The sequence below is a fragment of the Caulobacter sp. GW821-FHT12F03 genome, from assembly GCF_058806855.1.
This window is the reverse complement of the sequence record NZ_JBXAQC010000003.1, coordinates 76,368-100,972: the sequence shown is the minus strand read 5'-3', so window position 1 is coordinate 100,972 and position 24,605 is coordinate 76,368. Positions and strand designations below refer to the sequence as shown.

Annotated in this window: 26 protein-coding genes and 1 tRNA gene; 11 read left to right on the top strand and 16 right to left on the bottom strand. The window is 69.0% G+C overall.

The window, feature by feature from the left end; all coding sequences use genetic code 11:
* Positions 1 to 75 precede the first annotated feature (75 nt).
* Positions 76 to 1,338: a glycosyltransferase gene (locus AC1RN0_RS09040; protein ID WP_492787110.1), complete on the top strand. Its 1,263-nt coding sequence runs from the start codon at positions 76 to 78 to the stop codon at positions 1,336 to 1,338.
* On the opposite strand, the gene AC1RN0_RS09035 is transcribed toward AC1RN0_RS09040, so the two are convergent.
* The 6 genes from AC1RN0_RS09035 to AC1RN0_RS09010 form a co-directional block, all read right to left on the bottom strand.
* Positions 1,335 to 2,357, bottom strand: a complete 1,023-nt coding sequence (locus AC1RN0_RS09035) for an SAM-dependent methyltransferase (protein WP_492787109.1) — start codon at positions 2,355 to 2,357, stop codon at positions 1,335 to 1,337. The two genes, AC1RN0_RS09040 and AC1RN0_RS09035, sit on opposite strands and share 4 nt — an antisense overlap.
* On the bottom strand, positions 2,354 to 3,151 hold the full coding sequence (locus AC1RN0_RS09030; protein ID WP_492787108.1) for a DUF1295 domain-containing protein: 798 nt from the start codon (positions 3,149 to 3,151) through the stop codon (positions 2,354 to 2,356). Before AC1RN0_RS09030 ends, AC1RN0_RS09035 begins: the two co-directional genes overlap by 4 nt.
* A gap of 138 nt (positions 3,152 to 3,289) precedes the next feature.
* A tRNA-Val gene (locus AC1RN0_RS09025) sits at positions 3,290 to 3,366 on the bottom strand.
* Positions 3,367 to 3,467: 101 nt separating this feature from the next.
* Positions 3,468 to 3,743, bottom strand: coding sequence for an HU family DNA-binding protein (locus tag AC1RN0_RS09020; RefSeq protein WP_492787107.1), 276 nt, complete (start codon positions 3,741 to 3,743; stop codon positions 3,468 to 3,470).
* 164 nt (positions 3,744 to 3,907) lie between these two features.
* Positions 3,908 to 6,307, bottom strand: a complete 2,400-nt coding sequence (lon, locus tag AC1RN0_RS09015; RefSeq protein WP_492787106.1) for an endopeptidase La — start codon at positions 6,305 to 6,307, stop codon at positions 3,908 to 3,910.
* A gap of 174 nt (positions 6,308 to 6,481) precedes the next feature.
* On the bottom strand, positions 6,482 to 6,664 hold the full coding sequence (locus AC1RN0_RS09010; RefSeq protein WP_492787105.1) for a DUF3606 domain-containing protein: 183 nt from the start codon (positions 6,662 to 6,664) through the stop codon (positions 6,482 to 6,484).
* Between the two features lie 204 nt (positions 6,665 to 6,868).
* Between AC1RN0_RS09010 and AC1RN0_RS09005 the strand changes: the two genes are divergently transcribed.
* Positions 6,869 to 7,291 (top strand): hypothetical protein, encoded by a 423-nt coding sequence (locus AC1RN0_RS09005; protein ID WP_492787104.1) that lies wholly within the window; start codon positions 6,869 to 6,871, stop codon positions 7,289 to 7,291.
* Positions 7,292 to 7,505: 214 nt separating this feature from the next.
* On the top strand, positions 7,506 to 8,537 hold the full coding sequence (locus AC1RN0_RS09000; protein ID WP_492787103.1) for a fatty acid desaturase: 1,032 nt from the start codon (positions 7,506 to 7,508) through the stop codon (positions 8,535 to 8,537).
* Between the two features lie 77 nt (positions 8,538 to 8,614).
* Here the strand turns inward: AC1RN0_RS09000 and AC1RN0_RS08995 are convergent, their stop codons facing one another.
* Entirely contained in the window at positions 8,615 to 10,153 is a 1,539-nt protein-coding gene (locus tag AC1RN0_RS08995; protein WP_492787102.1) for a YMGG-like glycine zipper-containing protein, read from the bottom strand.
* A gap of 163 nt (positions 10,154 to 10,316) precedes the next feature.
* On the opposite strand from AC1RN0_RS08995, the gene AC1RN0_RS08990 reads away from it, so the two are divergent.
* From AC1RN0_RS08990 to AC1RN0_RS08965, 6 genes are all read left to right on the top strand, one after another.
* Positions 10,317 to 10,682 carry a YciI family protein gene (locus AC1RN0_RS08990; RefSeq protein WP_492787101.1) on the top strand — a complete coding sequence of 122 codons (366 nt, stop codon included), beginning with the start codon at positions 10,317 to 10,319 and terminating at the stop codon, positions 10,680 to 10,682.
* Positions 10,679 to 11,929 carry an RNA polymerase sigma factor gene (locus AC1RN0_RS08985; protein WP_492787100.1) on the top strand — a complete coding sequence of 417 codons (1,251 nt, stop codon included), beginning with the start codon at positions 10,679 to 10,681 and terminating at the stop codon, positions 11,927 to 11,929. The genes AC1RN0_RS08990 and AC1RN0_RS08985 overlap by 4 nt, the downstream gene beginning before the upstream one ends.
* 78 nt (positions 11,930 to 12,007) lie before the next feature.
* Entirely contained in the window at positions 12,008 to 12,466 is a 459-nt protein-coding gene (locus AC1RN0_RS08980; protein ID WP_492787099.1) for an SRPBCC family protein, read from the top strand.
* A 25-nt stretch (positions 12,467 to 12,491) separates the two neighbouring features.
* Positions 12,492 to 12,896: a VOC family protein gene (locus tag AC1RN0_RS08975; protein WP_492787098.1), complete on the top strand. Its 405-nt coding sequence runs from the start codon at positions 12,492 to 12,494 to the stop codon at positions 12,894 to 12,896.
* Positions 12,897 to 12,909: 13 nt separating this feature from the next.
* Positions 12,910 to 13,449, top strand: coding sequence for an SRPBCC family protein (locus AC1RN0_RS08970; RefSeq protein ID WP_492787097.1), 540 nt, complete (start codon positions 12,910 to 12,912; stop codon positions 13,447 to 13,449).
* A gap of 31 nt (positions 13,450 to 13,480) precedes the next feature.
* Positions 13,481 to 14,242: a pseudouridine synthase gene (locus AC1RN0_RS08965; RefSeq protein WP_492787096.1), complete on the top strand. Its 762-nt coding sequence runs from the start codon at positions 13,481 to 13,483 to the stop codon at positions 14,240 to 14,242.
* On the opposite strand, the gene AC1RN0_RS08960 is transcribed toward AC1RN0_RS08965, so the two are convergent.
* Positions 14,239 to 15,630: an amidase family protein gene (locus tag AC1RN0_RS08960; RefSeq protein ID WP_492787095.1), complete on the bottom strand. Its 1,392-nt coding sequence runs from the start codon at positions 15,628 to 15,630 to the stop codon at positions 14,239 to 14,241. The two genes, AC1RN0_RS08965 and AC1RN0_RS08960, sit on opposite strands and share 4 nt — an antisense overlap.
* 137 nt (positions 15,631 to 15,767) lie before the next feature.
* Between AC1RN0_RS08960 and AC1RN0_RS08955 the strand changes: the two genes are divergently transcribed.
* Positions 15,768 to 16,133 (top strand): GFA family protein, encoded by a 366-nt coding sequence (locus AC1RN0_RS08955; RefSeq protein WP_492787094.1) that lies wholly within the window; start codon positions 15,768 to 15,770, stop codon positions 16,131 to 16,133.
* Between the two features lie 103 nt (positions 16,134 to 16,236).
* On the opposite strand, the gene AC1RN0_RS08950 is transcribed toward AC1RN0_RS08955, so the two are convergent.
* From AC1RN0_RS08950 to AC1RN0_RS08935, 4 genes are all read right to left on the bottom strand, one after another.
* A complete protein-coding gene (locus AC1RN0_RS08950; RefSeq protein ID WP_492787093.1) occupies positions 16,237 to 16,827 on the bottom strand; it encodes a 2-hydroxychromene-2-carboxylate isomerase in 591 nt (196 codons plus the stop codon).
* Positions 16,827 to 17,552 (bottom strand): SDR family oxidoreductase, encoded by a 726-nt coding sequence (locus AC1RN0_RS08945; protein WP_492787092.1) that lies wholly within the window; start codon positions 17,550 to 17,552, stop codon positions 16,827 to 16,829. The genes AC1RN0_RS08950 and AC1RN0_RS08945 overlap by 1 nt, the downstream gene beginning before the upstream one ends.
* 34 nt (positions 17,553 to 17,586) lie before the next feature.
* Positions 17,587 to 19,101 (bottom strand): malonate--CoA ligase, encoded by a 1,515-nt coding sequence (locus AC1RN0_RS08940; protein ID WP_492787091.1) that lies wholly within the window; start codon positions 19,099 to 19,101, stop codon positions 17,587 to 17,589.
* A 135-nt stretch (positions 19,102 to 19,236) separates the two neighbouring features.
* On the bottom strand, positions 19,237 to 19,902 hold the full coding sequence (locus AC1RN0_RS08935; RefSeq protein ID WP_492787090.1) for a Crp/Fnr family transcriptional regulator: 666 nt from the start codon (positions 19,900 to 19,902) through the stop codon (positions 19,237 to 19,239).
* A 73-nt stretch (positions 19,903 to 19,975) separates the two neighbouring features.
* Here AC1RN0_RS08935 and AC1RN0_RS08930 point away from each other — a divergent pair, with 73 nt between their 5' ends.
* Positions 19,976 to 20,818: a TauD/TfdA dioxygenase family protein gene (locus tag AC1RN0_RS08930; RefSeq protein WP_492787089.1), complete on the top strand. Its 843-nt coding sequence runs from the start codon at positions 19,976 to 19,978 to the stop codon at positions 20,816 to 20,818.
* A gap of 83 nt (positions 20,819 to 20,901) precedes the next feature.
* On the opposite strand, the gene AC1RN0_RS08925 is transcribed toward AC1RN0_RS08930, so the two are convergent.
* The 4 genes from AC1RN0_RS08925 to clpX form a co-directional block, all read right to left on the bottom strand.
* Positions 20,902 to 21,480 (bottom strand): 3-keto-disaccharide hydrolase, encoded by a 579-nt coding sequence (locus AC1RN0_RS08925; RefSeq protein ID WP_492787088.1) that lies wholly within the window; start codon positions 21,478 to 21,480, stop codon positions 20,902 to 20,904.
* 73 nt (positions 21,481 to 21,553) lie between these two features.
* Complete coding sequence (locus AC1RN0_RS08920; protein ID WP_492787087.1) at positions 21,554 to 22,096, bottom strand: hypothetical protein; 543 nt, start codon at positions 22,094 to 22,096, stop codon at positions 21,554 to 21,556.
* A 103-nt stretch (positions 22,097 to 22,199) separates the two neighbouring features.
* Positions 22,200 to 22,895 (bottom strand): DUF4336 domain-containing protein, encoded by a 696-nt coding sequence (locus AC1RN0_RS08915; RefSeq protein WP_492787086.1) that lies wholly within the window; start codon positions 22,893 to 22,895, stop codon positions 22,200 to 22,202.
* Between the two features lie 124 nt (positions 22,896 to 23,019).
* A complete protein-coding gene (gene clpX / locus AC1RN0_RS08910; protein ID WP_488902329.1) occupies positions 23,020 to 24,282 on the bottom strand; it encodes an ATP-dependent Clp protease ATP-binding subunit ClpX in 1,263 nt (420 codons plus the stop codon).
* Positions 24,283 to 24,605: the final 323 nt, after the last annotated feature.

Sequence of the window (24,605 nt, the reverse complement as noted above, 5' to 3'; positions counted from 1 at the left end):
CACTTTTCGCCACACCGTCAACGGCCTTGCCGGGCGCCCACGCGAGCGGCTAGGCCAGAGGCCTGCGAGGGACCCATGGCGCGATATCTGTTCACCACCTGGGAAGGCGGCGGTCACGTCCAGCCGATGCTGCTGGTCGCGCGCGGCCTGCGCGATCGCGGGCATCAGGTGCTGGTGCTCAGCGACGCCTGCAACGCCTCCGACGCGGCGGCCTTCGACCTGCCCTTCAGACCCTGGCGGCACGCGCCGTCCAAGCCGGACAAGACCGCCGCCAGCGATCTGCTGCGCGACTGGGAGGCCGACAATCCCGCCGAGGGCATCCAGAATCTCTGCGCCCGCCTGATCGCCGGCCCGGCGGCGCTCTACGCGCGCGACGTGCTGGAGGCGCTCGATTCGGCGGCCTTCGACGCGGTGGTGACCCAGGAACTGCTGTTCGGATCCATGATGGCGGCGGAGAAGGCGGGCGTCCCGCTGGCGCTGCTGTGCGCCAACGTCTGGCCCTTCCCCACCCTGCCCGGTCTGCCGCCGTTCGGCGCGGGCATGGCCCCGGCCGCGACGGACCAGGACGTGATGCTGCACCAGATGGTCGGCCAGACCACGCGCATTCTGTTCCAGGCCGGCCTGCCGGCCGTCAACGCGGCGCGCGAGGACCTGGGCCTGCCGCCGCTGGCCGACCTGTTCGACCAGATCGGCGTCGCCCGGCGCATCCTGCTGGCGACCAGCCGGGCCTTCGACTTCGCGCCCGCGCCGCTGGCCGAGCCGTTCCGCTATGTCGGCCCCTACGTCGGCGATCCGGTGGACCTCGGCGACAACTGGCGGTCACCCTGGCCCGCCGATGACGCGCGACCGCTGGTGGTGGTGACCTCCTCAAGCCTCTACGAGGCGCAGGAGGCCCTGCTGGAGCGCGTGATCGCGGCGCTGGGCGCCCTGCCCGTCCGCGCCCTGGTGACCCTCGGCCCCGCGCTGCATCCGGCGCGGTTCGCGGCGCCAGACAACGTCGAGATCGTCGCCGGCGCGCCGCACGGGCCCCTGTTCGACTCCGCGGCCCTGTTCATCACCCACGGCGGCCACGGCTCGGTGATCCGGCCGCTGATGGCCGGCCTGCCGCTGCTGGTGACGCCCGGGCTGCGCGACCAGCGCGACAACGCCCGGCGGGTCACGGCGCGCGGCGCCGGCCTTATGCTGGAACGCGACGCGACGCCGGAGAAGATCGCCGAGGCCGTCGCGCGCCTGCTGGCCGAACCGGCCTTCCGCGACGCCGCCGCCCGTCTCGGTGCGGCGATCGGCGCCGATCTGGCCGGCCGCTCGGCGGAAAGCGAACTCGAGGCGATGCTCTAGGCGGGTTTCAGCCGGTAGTGGCTGACGCCCCACTCCTCGCCGCCGCGATGGCCGAACAGGCCGGCGGTGGCGAGGAAGAACAGCCGCCAGCGCCGGCGCCACAAGCCGGCGTCCGCGCCGTAGACGTCGCGCATGATACGGCGGATCTCGAGGTCGTGACGGTCCATGTTGGCCAGCCAGTCCAGGGCCGTCTTCTCATAGTGCCGCCCGTTCCAGCGCCAGTCGGCTTCGACCGTGAACAGGTCGGAGAAGTCGCGGATCAGATCGTGGCTCGGCATGAAGCCGCCGGTGAAGAAGTACTTCCCGATCCAGTCGCTGGGATCTTCATGGGTGAAGCGATACGGCGCCGTGCGGCTTGAAAAGACGTGCAGGAACAGCCTGCCGTCGGGCTCCAGCCAGCCGCGGGCGCGACCCAGAAGCTGGTCCCAGTTGGCCATGTGCTCGAACATCTCCACCGAGACGATGCGGTCGAAGCGGCCCTCAGGCTCGAACAGGTTGGCGTCGCAGGTCACGATCGTCAGGTTGGTCAGACCGCGATCACGGGCCTGGGCCTCGATGTGACGGCGCTGGCCGTGCGAGTTCGACACGGCGGTGATGCGCGCGTGCGGATAGCGCTCGGCCATCCACAGACTCAGGGAGCCCCAGCCGCAGCCCAGCTCGAGAATGCGCTGACCGTCGACCAGGCCGGCGTGGACGCAGGTCTCCTCCAGGGCGATCTCCTCGGCCTCGGCGAGGGTCGATCCGGCGCGGTACAGGAAGCTTGAGTATTTCAGCCGCGGACCGAGAACGAGGCGGAAGAAGGCCGGCGGCAGCTCGTAGTGCTGGTCGTTGGCGGCGTCGACGTGCTCGGCGATCGGCCGGCCCCGCATGTCGCGTGCGAATTCGGCGGCGGCGCCGTCCGGCAGGGCCAGCAGTTCGCGGCGCTGTCCCTCGACCAGCCAGGAGATGGCCGCGCGGCGCAGGGCGTCGGGCGCCGGGAGGCCTTCGGCGGCGTGGAGGGCGGCAGCGAGCAGGCTCATGGGCGGTCCTTTTTCGGCGGCAGTGGAATGAAGGCGGAAACGCGCCGCCGGTAGTCGCGCCACGCCTCGCCCCGCGAGCGCAGCATGGCTGCCTCCAGCGGCGGCAGGCCGGACACCCGAAGCAACAGCAGCAGGATAAAGGCCGGACCGATCAGGGCGCTCCAGCCCCAGGGATGTCCGGGCGCGATGGCGATCAGCGGCCAGCCGAGCCAGACCAGCCATTCGAAGAAGTAGTTGGGATGACGCGACCAGCCCCACAGGCCGGCCTCGCAGATCCCGCCCCGGTTGGCCGGATCGCGCTTCCAGCGGGCCAGTTGGGCGTCGGCGAGGCCCTCGCCGAGGATGGCCAGCAGCATCAGCCCGGCCCCGGCCGCGTCGCGCCAGCCGAGGCCGGGCGCCGGGTTGCGCGCCGCGGCCAGCACGGCCAGCGCCAGCAGGGCGCCGGCGACGGCCTGGGTCTGCAGGAAGCTGAACATCCGCGCCTGGAACCGGGGGGCCCAGTCCTGACGGAAGCGGGCGTAGCGCGCGTCCTCATGGGGCGAGCCGCCGACCCGGCGCGCCAGGTGGATGCCCAGGCGCAGCGACCAGGCCGCGATCAACACCGCGCACAGGATCTGCCGCGCCGTCGGCGGGCCATCGAGCGGCCACAGGGCGTACGCCACGCCCGCCGCGCCGGTGAAGAAGGTCCAGCCCACGTCGGTCCAGCCGCCGTTGCCGACGGCTCTCTGGACGGCCCAGACGAGCATCATGGCCAGCGACAGACCGAGCGAAACGGCGAGGATCAGGAGGATCATGGAAGGAGATACGCGCGAGGGGCGCGACTGGATCGCCACGGCGTGCGAACCGCCCTCCCTCGCCACGGCTTCGGAGGGCATCCTGCTTCGAATGAAGGCGAAGGGCTTGTCCTGCGAAGCCCGGAGGGCGAAGCAGGATGGTGGGCGGCGAGGGGTTCGAACCCCCGACCCTCTCGGTGTAAACGAGATGCTCTGACCAGCTGAGCTAGCCGCCCGTTATCGGCCTTCTAGCCGGACCCGACGGTCCGGAAAAGCAAAGAGGCGGCCGCCTCTCGGCGACCGCCCCCCGCGATCTCTTGTGACCTTGAAGCGGCGATTAGCCGTTCAGGGTGGTCTTCAGGCCTTCACCGACCTGGAAACGGGCGGTCTTGGAGGCCGGACGCGAGACGGTCTCGCCGGTGCGCGGGTTGCGCGCGGTGCCGGCGGCCCGATTCACGGCCTTGAAGGTGCCGAAGCCCACCAGGCGAACGTCATCGCCCTTTTTGAGCGAGGCGGTCACCGAGTCGACGAACGCCTGCAGCGCCGCGGCGGCCTGCGTTTTATTGAGACCCGCGCTATCAGCGATAGCGGCGACCAGTTCGGCCTTGGTCATTGATTTCTCCCAGCCAGATGTTGTGCGGCGCGGCGTTCCCCCCAAGGGCGAGCCGTGCGCCTGCAAGGGATTATGGCGGATGGCGCCCCTGCGTCAAACGAAAGGCCGCCCGGGAATCACCCGGACGGCCCACATTATCGTTGATAACTCAGGATGGTTCGGGATCAGTGCGTGATTACCGCGTCATCCAGCCCGTCATCGACCTTCGCAGGTGCAGCAATCGATTCGTCCGCTTCGGTCCATTCGATGGGCGTCAGCGGTCCGACGAGGGCCAGGGCGAGCACCTGATCGATCGTCGAGACCGGGATGATCTCCAGATCGCGCTTCACGTTTTCAGGTACGTCGGCCAGATCCTTCTCGTTCTCCTGAGGGATCAGCACCGTCTTCACGCCGGACCGCAGGGCGGCCAGCAGCTTTTCCTTCAGGCCGCCGATGGCCGTCACGCGACCGCGCAGGGTGATCTCGCCGGTCATGGCGATTTCCTTGCGGATCGGGATGCCCGTCAGCACCGAGACCATCGCCGTGGCCATGGCCGCGCCGGCCGAGGGACCGTCCTTGGGCGTCGCGCCGTCAGGCACGTGCACGTGGATGTCGGTCTTCTCGAACACCGAGGGCTTGATGCCGAAGGCCGGGGCCCGTGAGCGAACGTAGCTGTTCGCCGCCGAGATCGACTCCTTCATCACGTCCTTGAGGTTGCCGGTGATCGCCATCCTGCCCTTGCCGGCCATGCGGATGGCCTCGATGGTCAGGATGTCGCCGCCGAACTCGGTCCAGGCCAGTCCGGTGACGATGCCGACCTGGTCTTCCTCGTCGGTCTCGCCGTAGCGGTACTTCTTGACCCCGGCGTACTTGGCCAGGCGCTCGTCATCGATGGTGATCGACTCGACGCCCTCGCGCGCCAGGTCGCGGACGACCTTGCGGGCCAGGTTGCCCAGCTCCCGCTCCAGCGACCGCACGCCGGCTTCCCGGGTGTAATAGCGGATCAGGTCGCGGATCGCCTGCTCGGGCACCACGAACTCGCTGTCCTTCAGACCGTGGTCCCTGGTCAGCTTGGGCAGCACGTGGCGGATGGCGATCTGGACCTTCTCATCCTCGGTGTAGCCGGGGATGCGGATGATCTCCATGCGGTCCAGCAGCGGCTGGGGCATGTTCAGGCTGTTGGCCGTGGTGACGAACATCGTCTGGCTCAGGTCGTAGTCGACCTCCAGATAATGGTCGGCGAAGGTCGAATTCTGGGCCGGGTCGAGCACTTCCAGCAGGGCCGAGGACGGGTCGCCGCGATAGTCGCTGCCCATCTTGTCGATTTCATCGAGCAGGAAGAACGGGTCGACCGCCTTGGCCTTCTTCATCGACTGGATGACCTTGCCGGGCATCGAGCCGATGTAGGTGCGGCGGTGACCGCGGATCTCGGCCTCGTCACGCACGCCGCCGAGCGACAGACGCACGAACTCACGGCCGGTCGCCTTGGCGATCGACTTGCCGAGCGAGGTCTTGCCGACGCCCGGAGGGCCGACGAGGCACAGGATCGGCCCCTTCAGCGAGTTGGTCCGGGCCTGGACAGCCAGGTACTCTAGGATGCGCTCCTTCACCTTCTCCAGGCCGTAGTGATCCTCTTCCAGGATCGCTTCGGCGCGGGCGAGGTCGATCTTCTTCGGCTTGGCCTTGCCCCACGGAATGGACAGCAGCCAGTCGAGGTAGTTGCGCACGACCGTGCTCTCGGCCGACATCGGGCTCATGTTGCGCAGCTTCTTGAGCTCGCCCTCGGCCTTGGCGCGGGCTTCCTTCGAAAGGCGCGTCTTCTTGATGCGCTTTTCCAGCTCGATGAGTTCGTCGCGACCGTCGTCCTGGTCGCCCAGCTCGCGCTGGATCGCCTTCATCTGCTCGTTCAGATAGTACTCGCGCTGGGTCTTCTCCATCTGGCGTTTCACGCGCGAGCGGATCTTCTTCTCGACCTGCAGGACGGAAATCTCGCCCTCCATCAGCGAGAAGACCTTCTCCAGGCGCTTCACGACATTGAAGATTTCCAGCAGCTGCTGCTTGTCGCCGATCTTGACGGACAGGTGGGCGGCGATGCTGTCGGCCAGCTTGCCCGGCTCGGTGATCTGCGGGATCGATGCGAGGGCTTCGGGCGGGATCTTCTTGTTGAGCTTGACGTAGTTCTCGAACTGCTCGGCCACGGCGCGCGACAGGGCTTCCGCCTCGTGCTCCTCGCCGCCGTCCTCGTCGATGAGGGCGGTCTCGGCCTCGTAGTAGTCCTCGCGGTCGGTGAACTTGATCACCGCGGCGCGGTGCTTGCCCTCGACCAGAACCTTGACCGTGCCGTCGGGCAGCTTGAGCAGCTGCAGCACGGTGGCCACGACGCCGACATCGTAGATGTCGTCGGTGACCGGATCGTCATCGGCGGAATTCTTCTGGGTGGCCAGAAGGATCTGCTTGTCGCCGCGCATCACTTCTTCAAGCGCGCGGACCGACTTGTCGCGCCCCACGAACAGGGGAACGACCATATGGGGAAACACAACGATGTCCCGCAGCGGCAACACCGGAAGCGTACGGATGTCGGTCATACCATTCTCCTACGCGCGGCCCTGTCGGCGCCGCGCAGGCAACCCTACACTGAGCGGCCTTTGTGAAGGATATGTGGCCGCTTCGTCGGCGCATTCAAGCGCACGGGACCCGGCGCGGCGGACGGACGCAGGGAAAAGCGGGGTTTTCCCCAGCAATCGCCCGATATTCCGGCCTCAGCGCTTCTTCCCGAGATGGGCGGCGATGTCCTTGGTCATGCGGCCGGCGGCGCGGTGGGCGGCGATCAGCTGCTCCCTGGTCACGCCCCAGCGCTTCATCCAGTACTCGACAGCCTGACGCTCGGAGAGGTCCAGCCGGTCGCGATCGATGAAGCCGCGTTTGTCTTTCAGGCCGGCCATGGGGTCCTCACGGGGTTTGCGCGTGCAGGATACGCCGAAGCGGGCGGCGGGAACAGGATTGCGTCCTTCGAGACGCGGACCTGAGGGTCCGCTCCTCAGGATGACAAACACCAAAGCCCGTCATGGTGAGGAGCGAGCCTCAAAGCGGGCGTCTCGAACCACGCGGCATTGGCGCCCTGCCTGCTCCGCCGCTACCCTGCCCGCATGACCCAGCTCCTGCGCCGTCTGATCGATCTGCCCGGTATCGCCGACCTGGAATCCCGGGCGCTGATGAAGCCCTCGCTCGCCGAGCCCGAGGCGCGGGCGGAGGTTCCGGAGATCGACGCCGTTTGCCGGGGCAGTTTCGGGCTGACGCCGGACGAGGCGGAGGCGATAGACCTGCCCGCCGACTGGGACGGCGTCGACCGCAAACCGCCAGCCCAGCAGGTGTTCGCCTTCGAGGACGCCGGCTGGGACGTGACCGACAAGCGCCGTCCGCTGCGCATGCTCGGCCACTACGCCCTGCCCCTGTGGCTGGCGATCCGCGGCGTCGCCGGGGAACTGCCGTTCCAGGCCCCGCCCGCCGAGGCGAGCGACGACTGGGCCAGCAGCCTGGCCCGCGACGCGAAGGCGTTCCGCAAGCGCTAGCCCATTTGCACGTCCGAGGGACAGCGGCGAAGGTCCACGTCTGCCCGCAATAAGCCTCACTCGGGGCGTATCCGGAGACCCGCACAGCCCCCCTGTTCCGCGTCCTGCGTCGCCACGACGCCTCGCGCGACTCGACACGCGGGCTTAAACATCTCCGTCGCATTGTCGGGCTAGACCGTTCGCAGAAACGGTTGGCGCGAGTCGGGAAGAAACATTGACCACGCATTCCTCCGAGCCGCGCCGCTGGCGCAAGATCCTCACCGCCTATCAGCAACCCAGCCACGGCCGCTCGATCCTCGAGATCGTGCTGAGCGCCGCGCCCCTGCTGGCCATCTGGACCGCCGCCTGGATGGCGGCGATCTTCGGCTTGTGGTGGCTGGCGCTGCTGCTGTCGATCCCGGCGGCGGCCTTCCTGGTGCGACTGTTCATGGTGCAGCACGACTGCAGCCATCAGTCCTTCTTCCGCAGCCCCGCCGCCAATGACTGGACCGGCCGGCTGATCGGCGTGCTGACCATGACGCCCTACCACTGCTGGCGCCGGTCGCACGCGATCCACCACGCCACCTCCGGCGACCTGGACCGCCGGGGTCTCGGCGACATCGCCACCCTGACGGTCGCCGAGTACCGCGCCCTGCCGCTGCTGCGCCGGATCGGCTACCGCCTCTATCGCAACCCGATCGTCCTGTTCATCATCGGCCCCGCCTGGGTGTTCGTCATTGAGCAGCGCATGCCGATGGGCCTGATGAAGGAAGGCTGGAAGCCCTGGCTCAGCGCCATGGGCACCAATGTGACCATCGCCGTGCTGGTGGGACTGGTGATCTGGGCTGGCGGCTGGAAGGGGCTGCTGCTGATCCATCTACCGACCATTCTGCTGGCGGCCTCGATCGGCGTGTGGCTGTTCTACGTCCAGCATCAGTTCGAGAACGGCTACTGGGCCCGCAAGGGCGAGTGGGACCACACCGAGGCGGCCCTGCACGGCAGTTCGCACTACGACCTGCCGGCCCCGCTGCGCTGGATGACGGCCAACATCGGCGTGCACCACGTGCACCACGTCAACAGCCGCATCCCCTACTACCGCCTGACCAAGGTGCTGAAGGACCATCCCGAGCTGCGCGACGTCAGCCGTCTCGGCCTGGTGGACAGCTTCAAGACGGTGTCGCTGGCCCTGTGGGACGAAGGCAGCCGCCGGCTGATCTCCTTCCGCCAGCTGCGCCAGCTGCGCCGCGCCGAACGCGCCGCCGCCTGACGCCAGACCCTGAATACAGCGACGCCCGCCGGACACCGTCCGGCGGGCGCGCCTTTGTCTGAACGACCGATCAGACCCTAGTAGCCGCGCGGCCCCTGGCTCGGGCGCTTCCAGTGGAGGCTGTTGGCCAGACGGTCCAGACGCTCCTGGATCCGCATCGTGTCGCTGCGGTTCAGCCGGCCGCCCCTGTGCGGCATGCGCAGTTCCTGGCGACGGATCATCGACAGCTGGCGCAGGGCTTCGTTGCCTTCGCTGACGCCGAGCGTGCGCTGGCGCATGCCCGAGCGGATGCGCTGGTCGAGCCAGACTTCACGGCCGCGCAGGTCGGCCGGGGCGCCGTCCCAGGCGCCGTCGGCGTTGTAGGTCATCTGCGGCGCGGGCGGGGTCGCGGTGGCCACCCAGCGGCCACGGGCGTCGTAGTAGCCGTAGGCCTCGCCGGCGCGCCAGCGGCCGTTCGAGTCGTAGTAACCCGGCTGGGCGTCGGGAACCCAGACGCCGTCGGCGTTGGGGCGACCCGAAGCCTGGCCTGGCATCCAGCGTCCGTCGCGATCGTAGCGACCGGTCGTGGGGCCGGCGATCCACTGACCGCGGGTGTCGTAGTAGCCGCTGGCGGCGCCGGCGACCCACTGGCCGCGGCTGTCGTAGTAGCCGGCGGCGGAAGCCGGGACCCAGCGTCCGCTGGTGTCATAGTAGCCGCTCGCGTCGGACCCCGACGGGTTCATGACCCAACGGCCGGAGGCGTCGTAGTGGCCGTTCGGCGCGCCGGCGACCCAGTCGCCGTTGCGGTCATAGTAGCCGGCCGCGTTGGCGCGAGGCTCGTCGCTGGCGTGCCAGACGCCGTTGCTGTCGTAACGGCCATAGGCCGGGCGATCGCTGACCGGCGTCGCGCGCGTGGCCGTCCAGCGGCCGGCGTTGTCGTAGTAGCCGTACACGTCGCCGGCGCGCCAGCGACCGTTGGCGTCGTAATAGCCGGGCTGGGCGTCGGCGACCCAGACGCCGTCGGCGTTCATGCGGCCCCTGGCCTGGCCGGCCATCCAGCGACCGTCGCGGTCATAGTGGCCGGTCGCGGGCCCGGCGATCCACTGACCGCGCGTGTTGTAGTAGCCGCTGGCGGCGCCGGCGACCCACTGGCCGCGGCTGTCGTAGTAGCCGTTCGAAGACGCGGGAACCCAGCGGTTGTTGGCGTCGTAGTAGCCGTTCGAACCGTTCGAGGCTGCGGCGACCCAGCGGCCGTTGGTGTCGTAGTAGCCGTTCGGCGCGCCCTGCATCCAGACGCCGTCGCGGTCATAGTAGCCGGCTGCGTCCGCTCGCTGGACGTCATTGGCGTGCCACAGGCCATTGCTGTCGTAGTAGCCGTAGGCATGGGCGCAGTCGCCCTGGGACTTGGCGACCTGGGCGCCGATGATGGCCCCGGCGACGCCGCCGAGGACAGCGCCCTTGCCGCGGTCGTCGCGGCCCGCGACGGCGCTGCCGACGATCGCGCCGATGCCGGCGCCGGCCACGGTGCCGGCGACGCGGTTGCTGCGCTGTTGTTCACAGGTCTGCTGCTGCGCCATCGCGAACGACGGAATCAGCGCGGCCGCGGCGATGCCGGCGGCCAGAAAATGTTTTCGCATTGGGGAGCTCCCGGTCGGGCGTATCGCCCTGACCTCTGCAGCAGGAACCCGCCGCGGCGACCGAAGTTCCATGACGGGCGTCCATCCGGCCGGCAAAAATCTAACCGCCCCTGTCGGAGCGCGGCATACTGCTTCGTCCTTCGTGCACAAGGAGACCGCGCCGATGCTCTACGCCCTGCTCTGCTACAACAACGAGGCCGAGGTGTTCGCCTGGGACCAGGATCAGGACGCCGCCGTCATGGCGCGCCTCGAAGCCGTTCAGCAGACGCTCGACAAGGCCGGCAAGCTCGGCCCTTCGCTGCGGCTTCTGCCGACGACCGCGGCCACCACCCTGCGCAAGGATCAGGACCTGGTCATCGACGGTCCCTATGCCGAAACCAAGGAACAGCTGCTCGGCTTCTACCTGCTGGACATCGACGGCCTGGAGGAGGGCCTGGCGATCGCGCGGGAGCTGGCGGCCGCCAACCCGGGCGGCGCCTATGAGATCCGGCCGATCGGCTATTTCCGGCCGGGCAAGGCGCTCGGGTGACCGACCTCGCCTGGATCGACGCCGCCCTGACCGGCGCGCGGCCCCAGGCGGTCGGCGCGCTGCTGCGCTATTTCCGCGATCTCGACACGGCTGAGGAAGCCTACCAGGACGCCTGTCTGCGAGCGCTGAAGGCCTGGCCGGTCAACGGTCCGCCGCGTGATCCGGCGGCCTGGCTGATCATGGTCGGTCGCAACGCCGGCATCGACGGCGCGCGTCGCCGCGCGAAGCAGACCGTCCTGCCCGACGAGACGGTGCTGTCCGACACCGATGACGCAGAGACACCGATGGCCGAGCGGCTCGACGGCGCGGACTACCGCGACGACGTGCTGCGGCTGATGTTCATCTGCTGTCACCCCGATCTGCCGGCCACCCAGCAGATCGCGCTCGCCCTGCGGATCGTCTCGGGCCTGTCGGTCCGGCAAATCGCCCGGGCGTTCCTGGTCGGTGAAAGCGCGATGGAACAGCGGATCACCCGCGCCAAGGCGAAGATCGCCGGCGCCGGCGTGGCGTTCGAGACCCCCGGCCCCGCGGAACGGGCCGAACGGGTCGCGGCCGTGGCGGCGATGATCTATCTCGTTTTCAACGAGGGCTATTCCGCCGGCGGGCGGCACGACGACCGGGCCCGCCTCGCCGACGAGGCCATCCGCCTGGCCCGGCTGCTGCTGCGTCTGTACCAGACCGAGCCGGAGATCATGGGCCTGACCGCCCTGCTCCTGTTGCAGCACGCCCGCGCCGCCGCGCGTTTCGACGCCGAGGGCGAGATCGTGCTGCTCGACGACCAGGACCGCGCGCTGTGGGACCGGCGGCTGATCAGCGAGGGCCTGGCCCTGGTCGACAAGGCCATGCGCCACCGGCGGCCCGGTCCCTATCAGATCCAGGCCGCCATCGCCGCCCTGCACGCCCGCGCCCCGACGTCGGCGGATACCGACTGGGCCGGGATCTCGGCCCTCTATGGCGCGCTGGAGCGGCTCACCCCCTCGCCGGTGATCACGCTGAACCGCGCGGTGGCCGTCAGCAAGACTGACGGCCCGCAGGCGGCGCTCGACCTGATCGCGCCCCTGGAGTCCCGTCTCGCCGGCTACTTCCACTTCTTCGGCGTGCGCGGCGCCCTGCTGCAGCAGCTGGGCGACGACGCCGGCGCCCGCGTCGCCTTCAACCAGGCGATCGCGCTGGCCAACACGCCCGCCGAGGCCGCCCATATCCGCCGCCACCTCGACCAGCTGCTCCAGCGCAGCGCCACGGACTGACGAATTTTCGCGCCGGTCTGTCGGATCGCCGCCCGCCCGGTCGTCCTTGGGACGACACCACAGAGGAAGACCTCGCCCATGACGCCCGAGCATGAACTGGTTCTCGAACGCATCTTCGACGCGCCCCCGGAGAAGGTCTGGCGGGCCTGGACCGAGCCTGAGCTGCTGAGGCAGTGGTTCGTCCCCGCCCCCTGGACGATCTCGAAGATCGAGCAGGACATCCGCCCCGGCGGCTCGTCCTCGGTGACCATGCGCGACCCGGACGGCAATGAGTATCCGAACCCCGGCGTCTATCTCGAGGTCGCACCCGGCCGCCGGCTGGTGTTCACCGACGCCTTCGTCGGCGACTGGGTTCCGGCCGGCCCGTTCATGGTCGCCATCGTCGAGTTCGAGCCGCTCGAGGACGGCCGGACGAAGTACACCGCCCGCGCCCGCCACTGGACGGCCGAGGCCAAGGCCCAGCATGAGCAGATGGGCTTCCTCGAAGGCTGGGGCCAGTGCGCCGACCAGCTGGCCGCCCTCCTGCCGACCTTCTGACCAGTCCGATCCACGGAGTCCCGAGATGTCCGAGCAAGCCCCGCCCATGAAGGGCGTCATCCCCTATCTCAACGTCGTCGGCGCGGCCGACGCGGCCGAGCTCTACAAGGCCGCCTTCGGCGCGATCGAGCACCGGCGCATGCCGGCCGAGGACGGCAAGCGCCTGATGCACTGCCATCTGGAGATCAACGGCGGCTCGCTGATGCTCAGCGACTGCTTCCCCGAGAGCGGCTACGATCACCAGCCGTCCCACAGCTTCACCATGCAGCTGGTGGTCGACGACATCGACGCTTGGTTCCACCGCGCGGCCGACGCGGGCCTGGAGGTCATTAACCCGGTGGCGCTGATGTTCTGGGGCGATCGCTGGGGCTCGCTGAAGGACCGCTTCGGCGTCCACTGGGCGATGAACCAGCCGGCCGACCAGGCCTGATCGGAGATATGTCATGAGCCTGCCCGTCATTGTCGCCCTCGTCGGCGGCATCCTCCTCCTGGCCCTCGCGGTGCTTGTCGCGACACGCCCCGACAGCTTCCGGCTGGAGCGCAGCACCCTCATCAACGCCCCCGCCACGGCGATCGACCCCCTGATCAGCGACTTCCATCGCTGGACCGTCTGGTCGCCGTTCGAAAAGATGGACGCCGAGGGCGCCCTGCAGCGCAGCTACAGCGGAGCCGCCAGCGGCCTGGGCGCGAAGTACGGCTGGGAGGGCCCCAAGACCGGGGTGGGAGCCATGGAGATCATCAAAGCCGCACCCGGCCAGACGGTCCTGATCAAGCTCGACTTCCTCAAGCCGTTCGAGGCCCACAACATGGCGGAGTTCACCATGACTCCCGAGGCCGGCGGCACGCGCGTGACCTGGGCGATGTACGGCCCGCAGCCCTTGATCGCCAAGCTGATGAGCCTGGTGTTCAACACCGAGAAGATGATGGGTCCGGTGTTCGAACAGGGCCTGCGCGACATGAAGGCGGCGGCGGAAGCGGCTTGACGCCCCCGGGTCCGGGCCTAGACACACAACCATGGCCTGGACCCGTCTCTACGAAGAACCCGAACCCCAGCGGGTGAACCGCTGGCTGGCGCAGAGCGGCGTCTGTTCGCGCCGCGAGGCCGAGGCGCTGATCGGCCGCGGGCTGGTGACGATCGACGGCGAGGTGGTCGAGGACGCGGGGCGCAAGATCCTGCCCGGCCAGACCCTCACCCTGGCCGACAAGGCCACCGGCGAGCTGTCGTCCAGCCTGACCCTGATGTTCCACAAACCGGTCGGCATCGTCTCGTCCCAGCCCGAGGGCGATCAGATCCCGGCCGTGCGGCTGATCAACCGCAGCACCCTCTGGGGGCCCGGCACGGCCATCCCCGGCCGCGACAGCCGGCTGGCCCCGATCGGGCGGCTCGACATGGACAGCCGCGGCCTGCTGATCCTCTCGGAGGACGGCGTGGTGGCGAAGGCGGTCATCGGCCCCGACTCCGACCTGGAGAAGGAATACCGCGTCCAGGTCGTCGGCGAGATCACCCAGGACAAGATCGAGTTGCTGCGCTTCGGCCTCGAACTCGACGGCCGCCAGCTGAAGCAGGCCCAGGTCAACCTGTCGGGCAAGCAGACCCTGAGCTTCGTGCTCAAGGAAGGCCGCAACCGCCAGATCCGCCGCATGTGCGACCTCGTCGAGCTGCGCGTCGTCGACCTGCTGCGCACCCGTATCGGCCCGATCACGCTGCGCGCCCTGCCCGAGGGCCGCTGGCGTCCGCTGGCGCCGGAGGAGAGAGCGGCGCTGATCGCCGGCTAGTACCCCGGCGGCTTCACGAAACCGCCGAACACCTGCTCCAGCAGGCCGGCGAAGGCGATGGTCGTGCGGTCCTCAAGGTAGGGCCCGATGATCTGAACCCCCATCGGCAGGCCGGCCCTGCTAAGGCCCATCGGCGCCGCGGTGGCCGGCAGGTGCGCCAGGGTGGCGACGCCCGACCAGGCGATCTGGCTGAAATAGAACGTCTCCTCGCCGTTGATCAGCAGGGTGCGCGCGCCCGGATCCGGATTGGCGTCGTGCGGAAACGCCAGCGTGCCCAGCGTCGGCGCCAGCACCACGTCGAAGCCCTCGAACAACCGCGCCCATTGGCGGCGGATGCCCAGTTGTGCGTCGAGCAGCCCCATCCAGTCGTGGGCGCTGGGCGGCCGCGCGCCCGGCTGGCCGCGGGTCATGGCGACATTGAGGATCGCGCCGTAGACGCCCTGCGCCTCGACCAGGTCGGGCAGCAGCTCGGTCTGCCGGTCGACCCGCGCGCCGAGCTCTTCCAGCCGGTCGCCCAGACCGTTCAGCGCCGCGACGATCTCGTCGTCCGTCGCCGCCAGCGGATGATGGTCAAGGATCAGCACGCGGAAGTCGGCCAGGCGCTCCTGCCGCGGCGGCCGCAAGGCCAGGCGGTAGCCGACCGCTTCCATCGCGTCCGGCCCGGCCAGCACGCCCAGCGCCAGCGCGAGGTCCGCCGCCGTCCGCGCCATCGGCCCGACCACCGCGACCGGCACGTCGACGCCCTCCAGTCCCGGCGGCGTATGGCCGCGCAGCGGCACGAGGCCGTAGCTCGGCTTGTGGCCGTAGACGCCGCAGAAGCCTGCCGGAATGCGGATCGAGCCGCCGATGTCCGAGGCGAACTCCAGCGGGACCATCCCGGCCGCGAGGGCCGCGGCGCTCCCGCCCGACGAGCCGCCCGGTCCGCGCGTCACATCCCAGGGGTTGTTGGTCCGGCCATAGACCGGGTTGTCGCTCTGGAAGTCGGCCAGCATCGGCGGCACGTTGGTCTTGCCGAGGATGATCGCGCCCGCCGCCTTCAGCCGGGCGATGCCGACGCCGTCGACGGGCGCCTTCCAGTTCGCCCAGTGCTCCATGCCCCAGGTGGTCGGCAGGCCGGCGACCCAGTTGGCCTCCTTGACGGTCATCGGCACGCCGAGCAGCGGCCGGCGCTCGCCCCGCGCTACCGCCGCATCAGCCGCCTTCGCCGCCGACCGCGCCCGGTCGAAGTCGCGCACGACCACCGCGTTGATCGCCCCGTCGAGCGCCTCGATGCGGGCGATGGCGGCGTCGGTCGCCTCCAGCGCGCTGATGGCGCCTGCCGCGATCGCCCGCGCGGTCTCCCCGGCCGTGGCGTCCGCGAGATCGGTGGTGGTGAGCGTGTCCGTCATGGCCGTCTCCCTGGTCCCTGACCCCGAGCCTCGCAAAACGCGGTCGACCGAGTCCAGCATGCCGTGACAGCGTGCTGACAGGACGCTGACAACAGAGGCGCGCTATCCCTCAACGCCGGACGATCCAGGAGATGACCATGACCCTCAAGGCCCGCTGCCATTGCGGCGCGACACAGTTCGAGATCGACAGCCCGCCGACCGAGGTATCGAGCTGCAACTGCTCGTTCTGCTCGAAGCGAGGCGCGCTGTGGGCCTACTACCGGCCGGCGCAGTTCCGCCTGACCACGGCCCGCGACCGGGTCTCGACCTATCAGTGGGGTCACTACCTCGGCCAGCATCACCACTGCGGCGTCTGCGGCTGCGGGACCTACAGCGAGTTCCCCAGCTTCGACAGCGGCGCGCCGGACTTCAACGACCCGCGCCTCTCGATCAACGCCCGCCTCATCGAGGACTTCGACCTCGACGCCGTGCCGGTGAAGAAGGTCAACGGGAAGGCCTATTAGGTGCGTCCTTCGACACGGCCCTTCGGGCCTACTCAGGATCACATGCATTTATTCCAAGTCATGGTGAGCAGCGCGAAGCGCGTGTCGAACCACGCAATCTGCTTCAGCTCGCGACGACCGCCTCTTCCACCCAGTCCAGCCGGTCCTGGCCGAAGTACATCTCGTCGCCGACAAAGAAGGTCGGAGCGCCGAACACCCCGCGCGCCACGGCCGCCTCGGTGTTGGCTTTCAGCCCGTCCCTGGCCGCCGGCGTCTCGGCCAGCGCGATCAGCGCCGGCGCGTCGAAGCCGGCCTTCGTCAGCACCTCGGCCAGCACGGCCGGATCGCCCATGTTCTTCCGCCCCTTCCACATGGCGTCGAACAGCGTATCTACCACGGCCGGGTAGCGCTCATCCCCGACCAGCCCCGCCACCATGCGCATCATGGTGATGGTGTTGATCGGGAAGTGCGGGTTCATGTTCAGCGTGACGTCGAACCGCTTCGCGAACCGCGCCATATCGGCGCCCATCCAGACGCCCTTGGCCGGCACGGTGACCGGCGAGGCGTTGCCGGTGGCCTTGAAGATCCCGCCGAGCAGCACGGGCACGTAGTGGACCGTCGCGCCGGTCCGCTCGATCAGGCCGGGCATGCGCTTGTGGGCCAGGTAGGTCGTCGGGCTGCCGACATCGAACAGGAAGTCTACGGTCTTGGTCATCAGAAGGTCTCCATCCACGGCCGCAGGTCCAGCTCATGGCTCCAGGCGTCGCGGGGCTGGCTGTGCAGCATCCAGTAGGCGTCGGCGATGTGGTCGGGGTCGAGGATCCCGTCCTGGTCCTTGAGCGCGTAGCGCTGCGGGAAATTCTCGGCGATCCAGGCGGTGTCGATGGCCCCGTCGATGACCGGATGGGCCACATGGATGCCCTGCGGGCCCAGTTCTCGGGCCATCGACTGGGCCAGGGCCCGCAGCGCGAACTTGGCCCCGGCGAAGGCCGAGAAGCCCTTGGCGCCGCGCAGCGAGGCCGTGGCCCCGGTGAACAGGATCGTGCCCCGCCCGCGCGGCAGCATGTGCTTCGCCGCCTCCCGCCCGGTCAGGAAGCCGGCGAAGGCGGCCATCTCCCAGACCTTGGTGTAGACGCGGGCCGTGGTGTCGACGATGCCGAAGTTGACGTTCGCGCCGATGTTGAACACCACCACGTCCAGCTCGCCGATCTCTGCCTCGATCCTGGCGAACAGGTCGACGATCTGGTCTTCCTTGCGGGCGTCGACGCCGAACGCGTGAACCTCCCCGCCTTCGGCGGTGATCTGTTCCGTCAGGGCCGTCAGCTTGTCCGCGTCGCGACGCACGATCACGGCGACATGCCCTTCGCGGGCGAACCGCCGCGCCACGGCCCCGCCGGTGGCGTCCCCGGCCCCGATGACCAGCACGACCTTCTTCGACATGTCGGCAACTCCGCATTGGGTTGCGAATAGAAACTTACGCGTCGGTCTTGTAAAGCCCGGCGTGCCGCTCGCGCAGCAGCGCCTTCTGCACCTTGCCCATGGCGTTGCGCGGCAGGTCGTCGACGAACAGGACGCGTTTCGGCTGCTTGAACCGGGCCAGCCTGTCCTTCAGCGCGGCGATCACCGCCGCTTCGCTGAACGCGCCCTTGCCGCCGGTGGCGACCACGGCGGTGACGCCCTCCCCCAGGTCCGGGTGCGGCAGGCCGATGACCGCGCTCTCGACCACCCCCGGCAGGGCGTCGATCTCCGCCTCGACCTCCTTGGGATAGACGTTGAAGCCGCCGGAGATGATCAGGTCCTTGCCGCGCCCGACGATGTGGACGTAGCCGCGCTCGTCGATCTTCCCCAGGTCACCGGTGATGAAGAAGCCATCGGTGCGGAACTCGGCGGCCGTCTTCTCCGGCATGTTCCAGTAACCGGCGAAGACGTTGGGCCCCTTCACCTCGATCATGCCGATCTCGCCGGGCGGCAGCGCCGCGCCCGTTTCGGGATCGGCGATGCGCAGGGCCACGTCCGGCAGCGGCGGCCCGACCGTGCCGGCCACGCGGTCGCCGTCATAGGGGTTGGAGGTGTTCATCCCCGTCTCGGTCATGCCGTAGCGCTCGAGAATCGCCGTGCCGGTGCGCACGCGCCACTGGTCATGCGTCTCCGCCAGCAGCGGCGCCGAGCCGCTGATGAACAGCCGCATGCCGGCGACCGCCTCGCGGGTCAGCCCGGGCTGGGCCAGCAGCCGGGTGTAGAAGGTCGGCACGCCCATCAGGGCCGTGGCCCGCGGGAACAGCGACAGCGCCTCAGCCGCGTCGAACTTCGGCCGGAAGAGCATCGAGGCCCCGGCCATCAGGGTCACGTTGGTCGCCACGAACAGCCCGTGCACATGATAGATTGGCAGGGCGTGGATCAGCACGTCATCCGCCGTGAACCGCCACAGGTCGACCAGGGTCGCGGCGTTGCTGGCCAGGTTGCCGTGGGTCAGCATGGCGCCCTTGGACCGGCCCGTTGTGCCGGAGGTGTAGCAGATGGCGGCCAGATCCCCGGCCTCGCGCGGCTCGGTCGGGAACGTCGTCGGCCGGGTGGCGGCGATGTCGGCGAGGCTCCCCTCCCCGCCCGCGTCCAGCGTCACGACCCGGGCGTCGAGGGCGTCGACCAGCCCCGCCACCTCCTCCTCGACCAACGGATCGCAGACCACCAGCGAAGGCCCGGCGTCGCCGATGAAGTAGTCGAGCTCGCGGATCGTGTAGGCCGTGTTCAGCGGCAGGAACACCGCGCCGGCCCGCACCACGGCGAGGTAGAGGTAGAGGTTCTCCGGGCTCTTCTCGATCTGCACCGCCACCCGGTCGCCGACCTTCACCCCCAGCGCGCGCAGGGCGTGGGCGTAGCGCGCCGTGTGCGCCTGCAGGTCGGCGTAGGTGTCGACCGCACCATCGGGCCGTTCGAGGAAGGGCGCGGCGGGCGCGCCGTTGGCGGTCAGGGTGTCGAAGAGGTTGGTCATGGGTCTCTGCGCGGTTCGAGACGCTCGCCTGATGGCTCGCTCCTCACCCTGACGAGCTTTAGTGCAACCAAACCCTGTTCGTCATCCTGAGGAGCAGCGGAGCAGCGTCTCGAAGGACGCAGGGCGCCATGGCCATCATCCTTCCAGCATCCGCTCCAGCCGCCCCGTATCCAGCACCCGGATCACCCCGTAGCCCCGCACCACCAGCCCGGCCGCCTCGAGCTCCCCCAACCAGCCGTTCACCGCCTTGCGGGTCACGCCGATCATCTCGGCCAGGTCGCCTTGCGAGACGGGGATGTCGCCGACGGTCTGGGCGGCCATCTGCAGCAGGCGCGAGACCAGCCGCTCGCGCGGCCTCAGCGCCACGAACTCCGCCACCGCCTGGGCGTTGATGCGCAGCTGGCCGTAGACCAGCGCGGTCAGGGCCTCCCACAGGTCGGGATGACCCGCCGCGACCCGGCGCAGGGCGCTGTCGGACAGGGTGAAGATCAGCGACGGCGCCGCCGTGATGGCCGTGACGATGCGCGGGCCGCCGCCGAAGGCCGCGCTCTGGCCGATGACCGTGCCCGGCGGCAGCAGGCCGATCAGCGCCTCCCGCCCGCCGGGGGCCTGGCCATAGACCTTCAGCCCCCCATCGACGACAGCCAGCACGCCGGTCTCTTCGTCGCCCTCGCCGTGCATCCACTCGCCGGCGCCCCGTCGCGACAGCCGGCCGGCGCGCAACAGGGCCTCGCGGCGGGCGGCGGGCTGGCGGGCGAACCACGGGATAGCCGCGACGCGGTCGAGGGGATCGGCGTTCATGGCTCACTGTAACTTCAGTGACATTCAAGGCGCCAGACCTGTGGCCCACTCCCGACGACAACCGGAGCCCGCCATGATCACGACCGCCCTTCGCATCGACCCCCTGCCCGGCTGCGGCGCCCAGGTGAAGGACGTCGATCTGGCCCGCCTGACCCCGGCGGAGGTCGACACCCTGCGCCAGGCGCTGTTCGACCACGGCGTGCTGATCTTCCGCGGCCAGAGCCTGACGCCGGAACAGCACATCGCCCTGGCCGAGCGTATCGCGCCGATCGACGTGAACCGCTTCTTCCCGGCCGCCCCCGGCTATCCGGTCATCGCCAAGGTGGAGAAGACCGCCGAGCAGACGACCAACATCGGCGGCGGCTGGCATACCGACCACAGCTACGACGTCGCGCCGGCCATGGGGTCGGTGCTGGTCGCCCGCGACCTGCCGCCCAGCGGCGGCGATACCCTGTTCGCCGACATGTACGCCGCCTACGACACGCTCGACGCCGGGACGAAGGCGCAGATCGCCGGCCTGCGCGCCGTGCACGGCTCCGACCATGTGTTCGGCGAAAAGGGCGTCTACGCGAAGACCGACCAGCCCGAACTGGCCAAGGGCGGCGTCGAGACGCCGGAAACGGTCCATCCGGTGGTCATCAGACACCCCGGCAGCGGCAAGAGCGTGCTGTACGTGAACCCCAGCTTCACCCTGCGCTTCGAGGGCATGACCCGCGAGGAGAGCATGCCCCTGCTGATGAAGCTCTACGCCCACGCCATGAACATGGACCGGGTTCACACCCTGGTCTGGGAGCCGGGCACAGTGGCCATCTGGGACAACCGCGCAACGTGGCATTTCGCGAAGAACGACTATCACGGCCACTACCGGCTGATGCACCGCATCACCCTGGCGGGCTGCCCGCTGGAAGCGGCGTAAGCCCGGGGACATGTACCGCAGGTACGTGTCCCCCAATCGAGCGGCTGCGGGTTTAGGGGACACGTACCTCCGGTACATGTCCCCTAGACCGCCCGAACCTCCACCGCCCTGAACTTCACCACGCCCGCCCCGTATTGCAGGGCGATGGGCCCCTCCGCGTGGGCGGCGTCGCGGACGGCGTCGACCGTCGTCTGGCCATTGAACACGACCGTGAAGGCGTCGCCCCGCGCCCGGACCTCCATCCGGCTCCAGCGCCCGCCGGCCTTGGGCATGGGCGAGACCGGCGCAATATTGACGATCGCGCCGGTGCCGTAGGTCGGGTCGGGCCGCCGGTCGAAGACGTTGACCTCATAGGCGGTGGCGGGCGTGATCGCCGTGCGATCGGCGCAGCGGATGAAGATGCCCGAGTTGGCGTCGTCGCTGACCCAGATCTCCGCCCGCAGGTCGAAGTCCCGGAAGCTGTCCCGCGACACCAGAAAGCTCATGCCGCCCCTGTCGGCCGACAGCACCCCGCCCCCGACCGTCCAGTTCGCGTCGCCGACCGGCGTCCAGCCGTCGAGATCGCGGCCGTTGAACAGCGGCCTGAAGCGTGGCCTGGCGAGGGCCGGTGACGCGAGGGCGGCGGCGGTCAGGCCGAAAAGGATCGTGCGACGACTGGCCATGGACACCCCTGCCGGATCAAGACGGGGCAGTTATGCGCAGGACGTGCGACCGGGCAACGGTCGGGATGACGCCTCAGGCCGCCGCCTGCTCGCGGGCCGCCTTCCGGAAGAGCCAGGCCGACCCGAGCCACAGCGCCACGAACCCCGCCGTCAGGATCCAGGTGAAGTGGCCGTACGCCTGGGCGACAACCGCGGCGAGGGTCTGGGCCGCGGCCGTCGTGATCATGGCCGTCGCCATCCCCGCCGGGCGCAGTCGGGCGACCACCGCGCCGACCGCCGCGGTGGCGATCACGCCGAAGAACATCAGGTTCAGCGGATTGTTCTCGTTGCCGATGAAGCCGACCGCGAGGTTCATCCAGGTGAGCACGAACCCCGCGGCGAGCGCCACGGCCGCGCCGGCGCGCGCCGCGTGATTGCGCGACAGGCGCACCGTCAGTTCGAGGCCGCCACAGACGATCGCCAGCATCACGCCCATGATCGCGAAATCCGAGCCGGTCCACGCCACCTCGTCGGTGAACTGCATCGCGACCAGCGGGGCCAGCAGCAGCAGACCCGCGCCTCCCCAGACGGCGATCCGCCAGGGGCGAATGCGTGTTCCGGCCTTCGTGTCCTGCATGACGATGCTGTCTCCCTTGGCCCTCTATACCGCCCCGGGCGCGTGCAGGACCATCGGGGGCGCCTGTGGTTTTTCGATGCAGGCGGCCGCGAGCCCCCTGATTTCAGGCGCCCTCTCCCAGCCAGCGAAACGCACGGCGTATGAAGGCCTGCCCGTCCTGGACCACAGGCAGCGCATGGGCCATCAGCACCCGCTCGGCCGGCCAGGCGAGGATGCGACGCAGCGACTCGCGCGCAGCGCGGCGATTGACGAAGGCGTTGCGGAACTTGCGCGGGACCTCCGGCAGCGGCGCGGTCATCAGGTCCAGCCGGGCGATGATCGCCCGCCAGCCGCTGAACCAGTCAGGCCGGAAGTGCTGGATCAGGTCGGTGAAGATCGCCGTCCGGCTGGCGCGATGGAAGAACACCGCCTCGGTGGTGATCAGGTTGCCGTGCACCAGCACATGATCGATCTCCGCCGACCAGTCATGGACCGACCCGTCGGCCAGATCGTCGTCGAACCACAGGTCCGGACGCTTCCGGCGCAGGCCGGGCGGCGCGGTGAAGCGGGCGTTCGGGTAGGCGCAGCGCCAGGCGTCGAGATGGATGTGATGCAGTGAATTGGGCGCGACGAGGTGGCGGACCGGGCCGAGCGCATCGACCGCCGCCTTGAGGACGTCATCGAGCGCCGTCGGCGACCAGACGAACAGCCCGCCGTCTTCCAGCCGGATGATCACCATGCGCGTCGGATAGCGAAACCCGGCCACGTCCGCGATCGGCCCGTCGACGATCCAGAGGTCCTGGGCGAAGGTTTGCAGCATGACGGGTCCCGGAGGAAGGCGCGCCGAATAGAACCTTACGCCGACCGCGCTTCCAAGGTTTCGGCGCAAAAGAAAAGGGCGCGGATTGCTCCGCGCCCTTTCCAGTCCCCTCCGGCGGAAGGTGTCAGGCGCTCGCGCCGCCCGCCTTCTTCTCGGCGTAGATGACCAGCGGCTGGGCGCGGCCTTCGACAACCTCGGCGTTGACCACCACTTCCTCGACGCCCTCGTAGCTGGGCAGTTCGAACATGGTCTCGAGCAGGATGCCTTCCATGATCGAGCGCAGGCCGCGCGCGCCGGTGCGGCGCAGGATGGCCTTGCGGGCGACCGCGTTGAGCGCGTCGTCGGTGAACTTCAGGCCGACGTTCTCCATCTCGAACAGACGGGCGTACTGCTTGATCAGGGCGTTCTTCGGTTCGGTCAGGATCTTGACCAGGGCTTCCTCGTCGAGGTCCTCCAGGGTCGCGATGACCGGCAGACGGCCGATGAATTCCGGGATCAGGCCGAAGCGCAGCATGTCTTCCGGCTCAACCTGGCGCAGGATCTCGCCCGTGCGGCGCTCGTCCGGATCGGCGACCTTGGCGCCGAAGCCGATCGAGGTGCCCTGGCCGCGGCCGGAGATGATCTTCTCCAGGCCGGCGAAGGCGCCGCCGACGATGAACAGGATGTTGGTCGTGTCGACCTGCAGGAACTCCTGCTGCGGATGCTTGCGCCCGCCCTGCGGCGGCACGGAGGCGACGGTGCCTTCCATGATCTTCAGAAGCGCCTGCTGGACGCCCTCGCCCGACACGTCGCGGGTGATCGAGGGGTTGTCCGACTTGCGGCTGATCTTGTCGATTTCGTCGATGTAGACGATGCCGCGCTGGGCCCGTTCGACATTGTAGTCGGCGGCCTGGAGCAGCTTGAGGACGATATTTTCGACGTCTTCGCCGACATAACCGGCTTCGGTCAGGGTCGTGGCGTCGGCCATCGTGAACGGAACGTCGATGATTCGGGCCAGGGTCTGGGCCAGCAGCGTCTTGCCCGAGCCCGTCGGGCCCACGAGCATGATGTTGGATTTTGACAGTTCGACGTCGTTGTTCTTCTGCGCGTGGTTCAACCGCTTGTAGTGGTTGTGCACCGCGACGGAGAGTACTTTCTTGGCGTGGCTCTGCCCGATGACGTAATCGTCGAGCACTTCCCGGATTTCCTTCGGGGTCGGAACGCCGTCCTTGGACTTCACGAAGGCGATCTTGTGCTCTTCGCGAATGATATCCATGCAGAGCTCGACGCATTCATCACAGATGAACACGGTCGGTCCGGCGATCAGCTTGCGCACCTCATGCTGGCTCTTTCCGCAGAAAGAACAATACAGGGTGCTTTTCGAGTCGCCGCTGGCGGCCTTTGTCATTGCTCTTCTCACGCTCCGGCGGCCGCGGACCACGTCCGAACTCGCCCACCCCTGTACGGCCAATCCCGCAATCGAACATGCAGGATACGCGCCGGGGGTTTTCCAATCCTTGACAATCCCCGATCCGGCCTTCCGGGACAAGCGTCCAGACGTCACAACGGGGATGAAACACGCCCAGGACACGGCACGGTGATTGCGTCGCTCTCGAACAAACAGATGGGAATTGACCCGCTGTGGCACAAGCGAGACGGGGGCTCGCACCGGTTGGCGACGGTCACGGCCGCGTCACATCGGTGTCATGACTCCCGGAATCGTGATCGAAA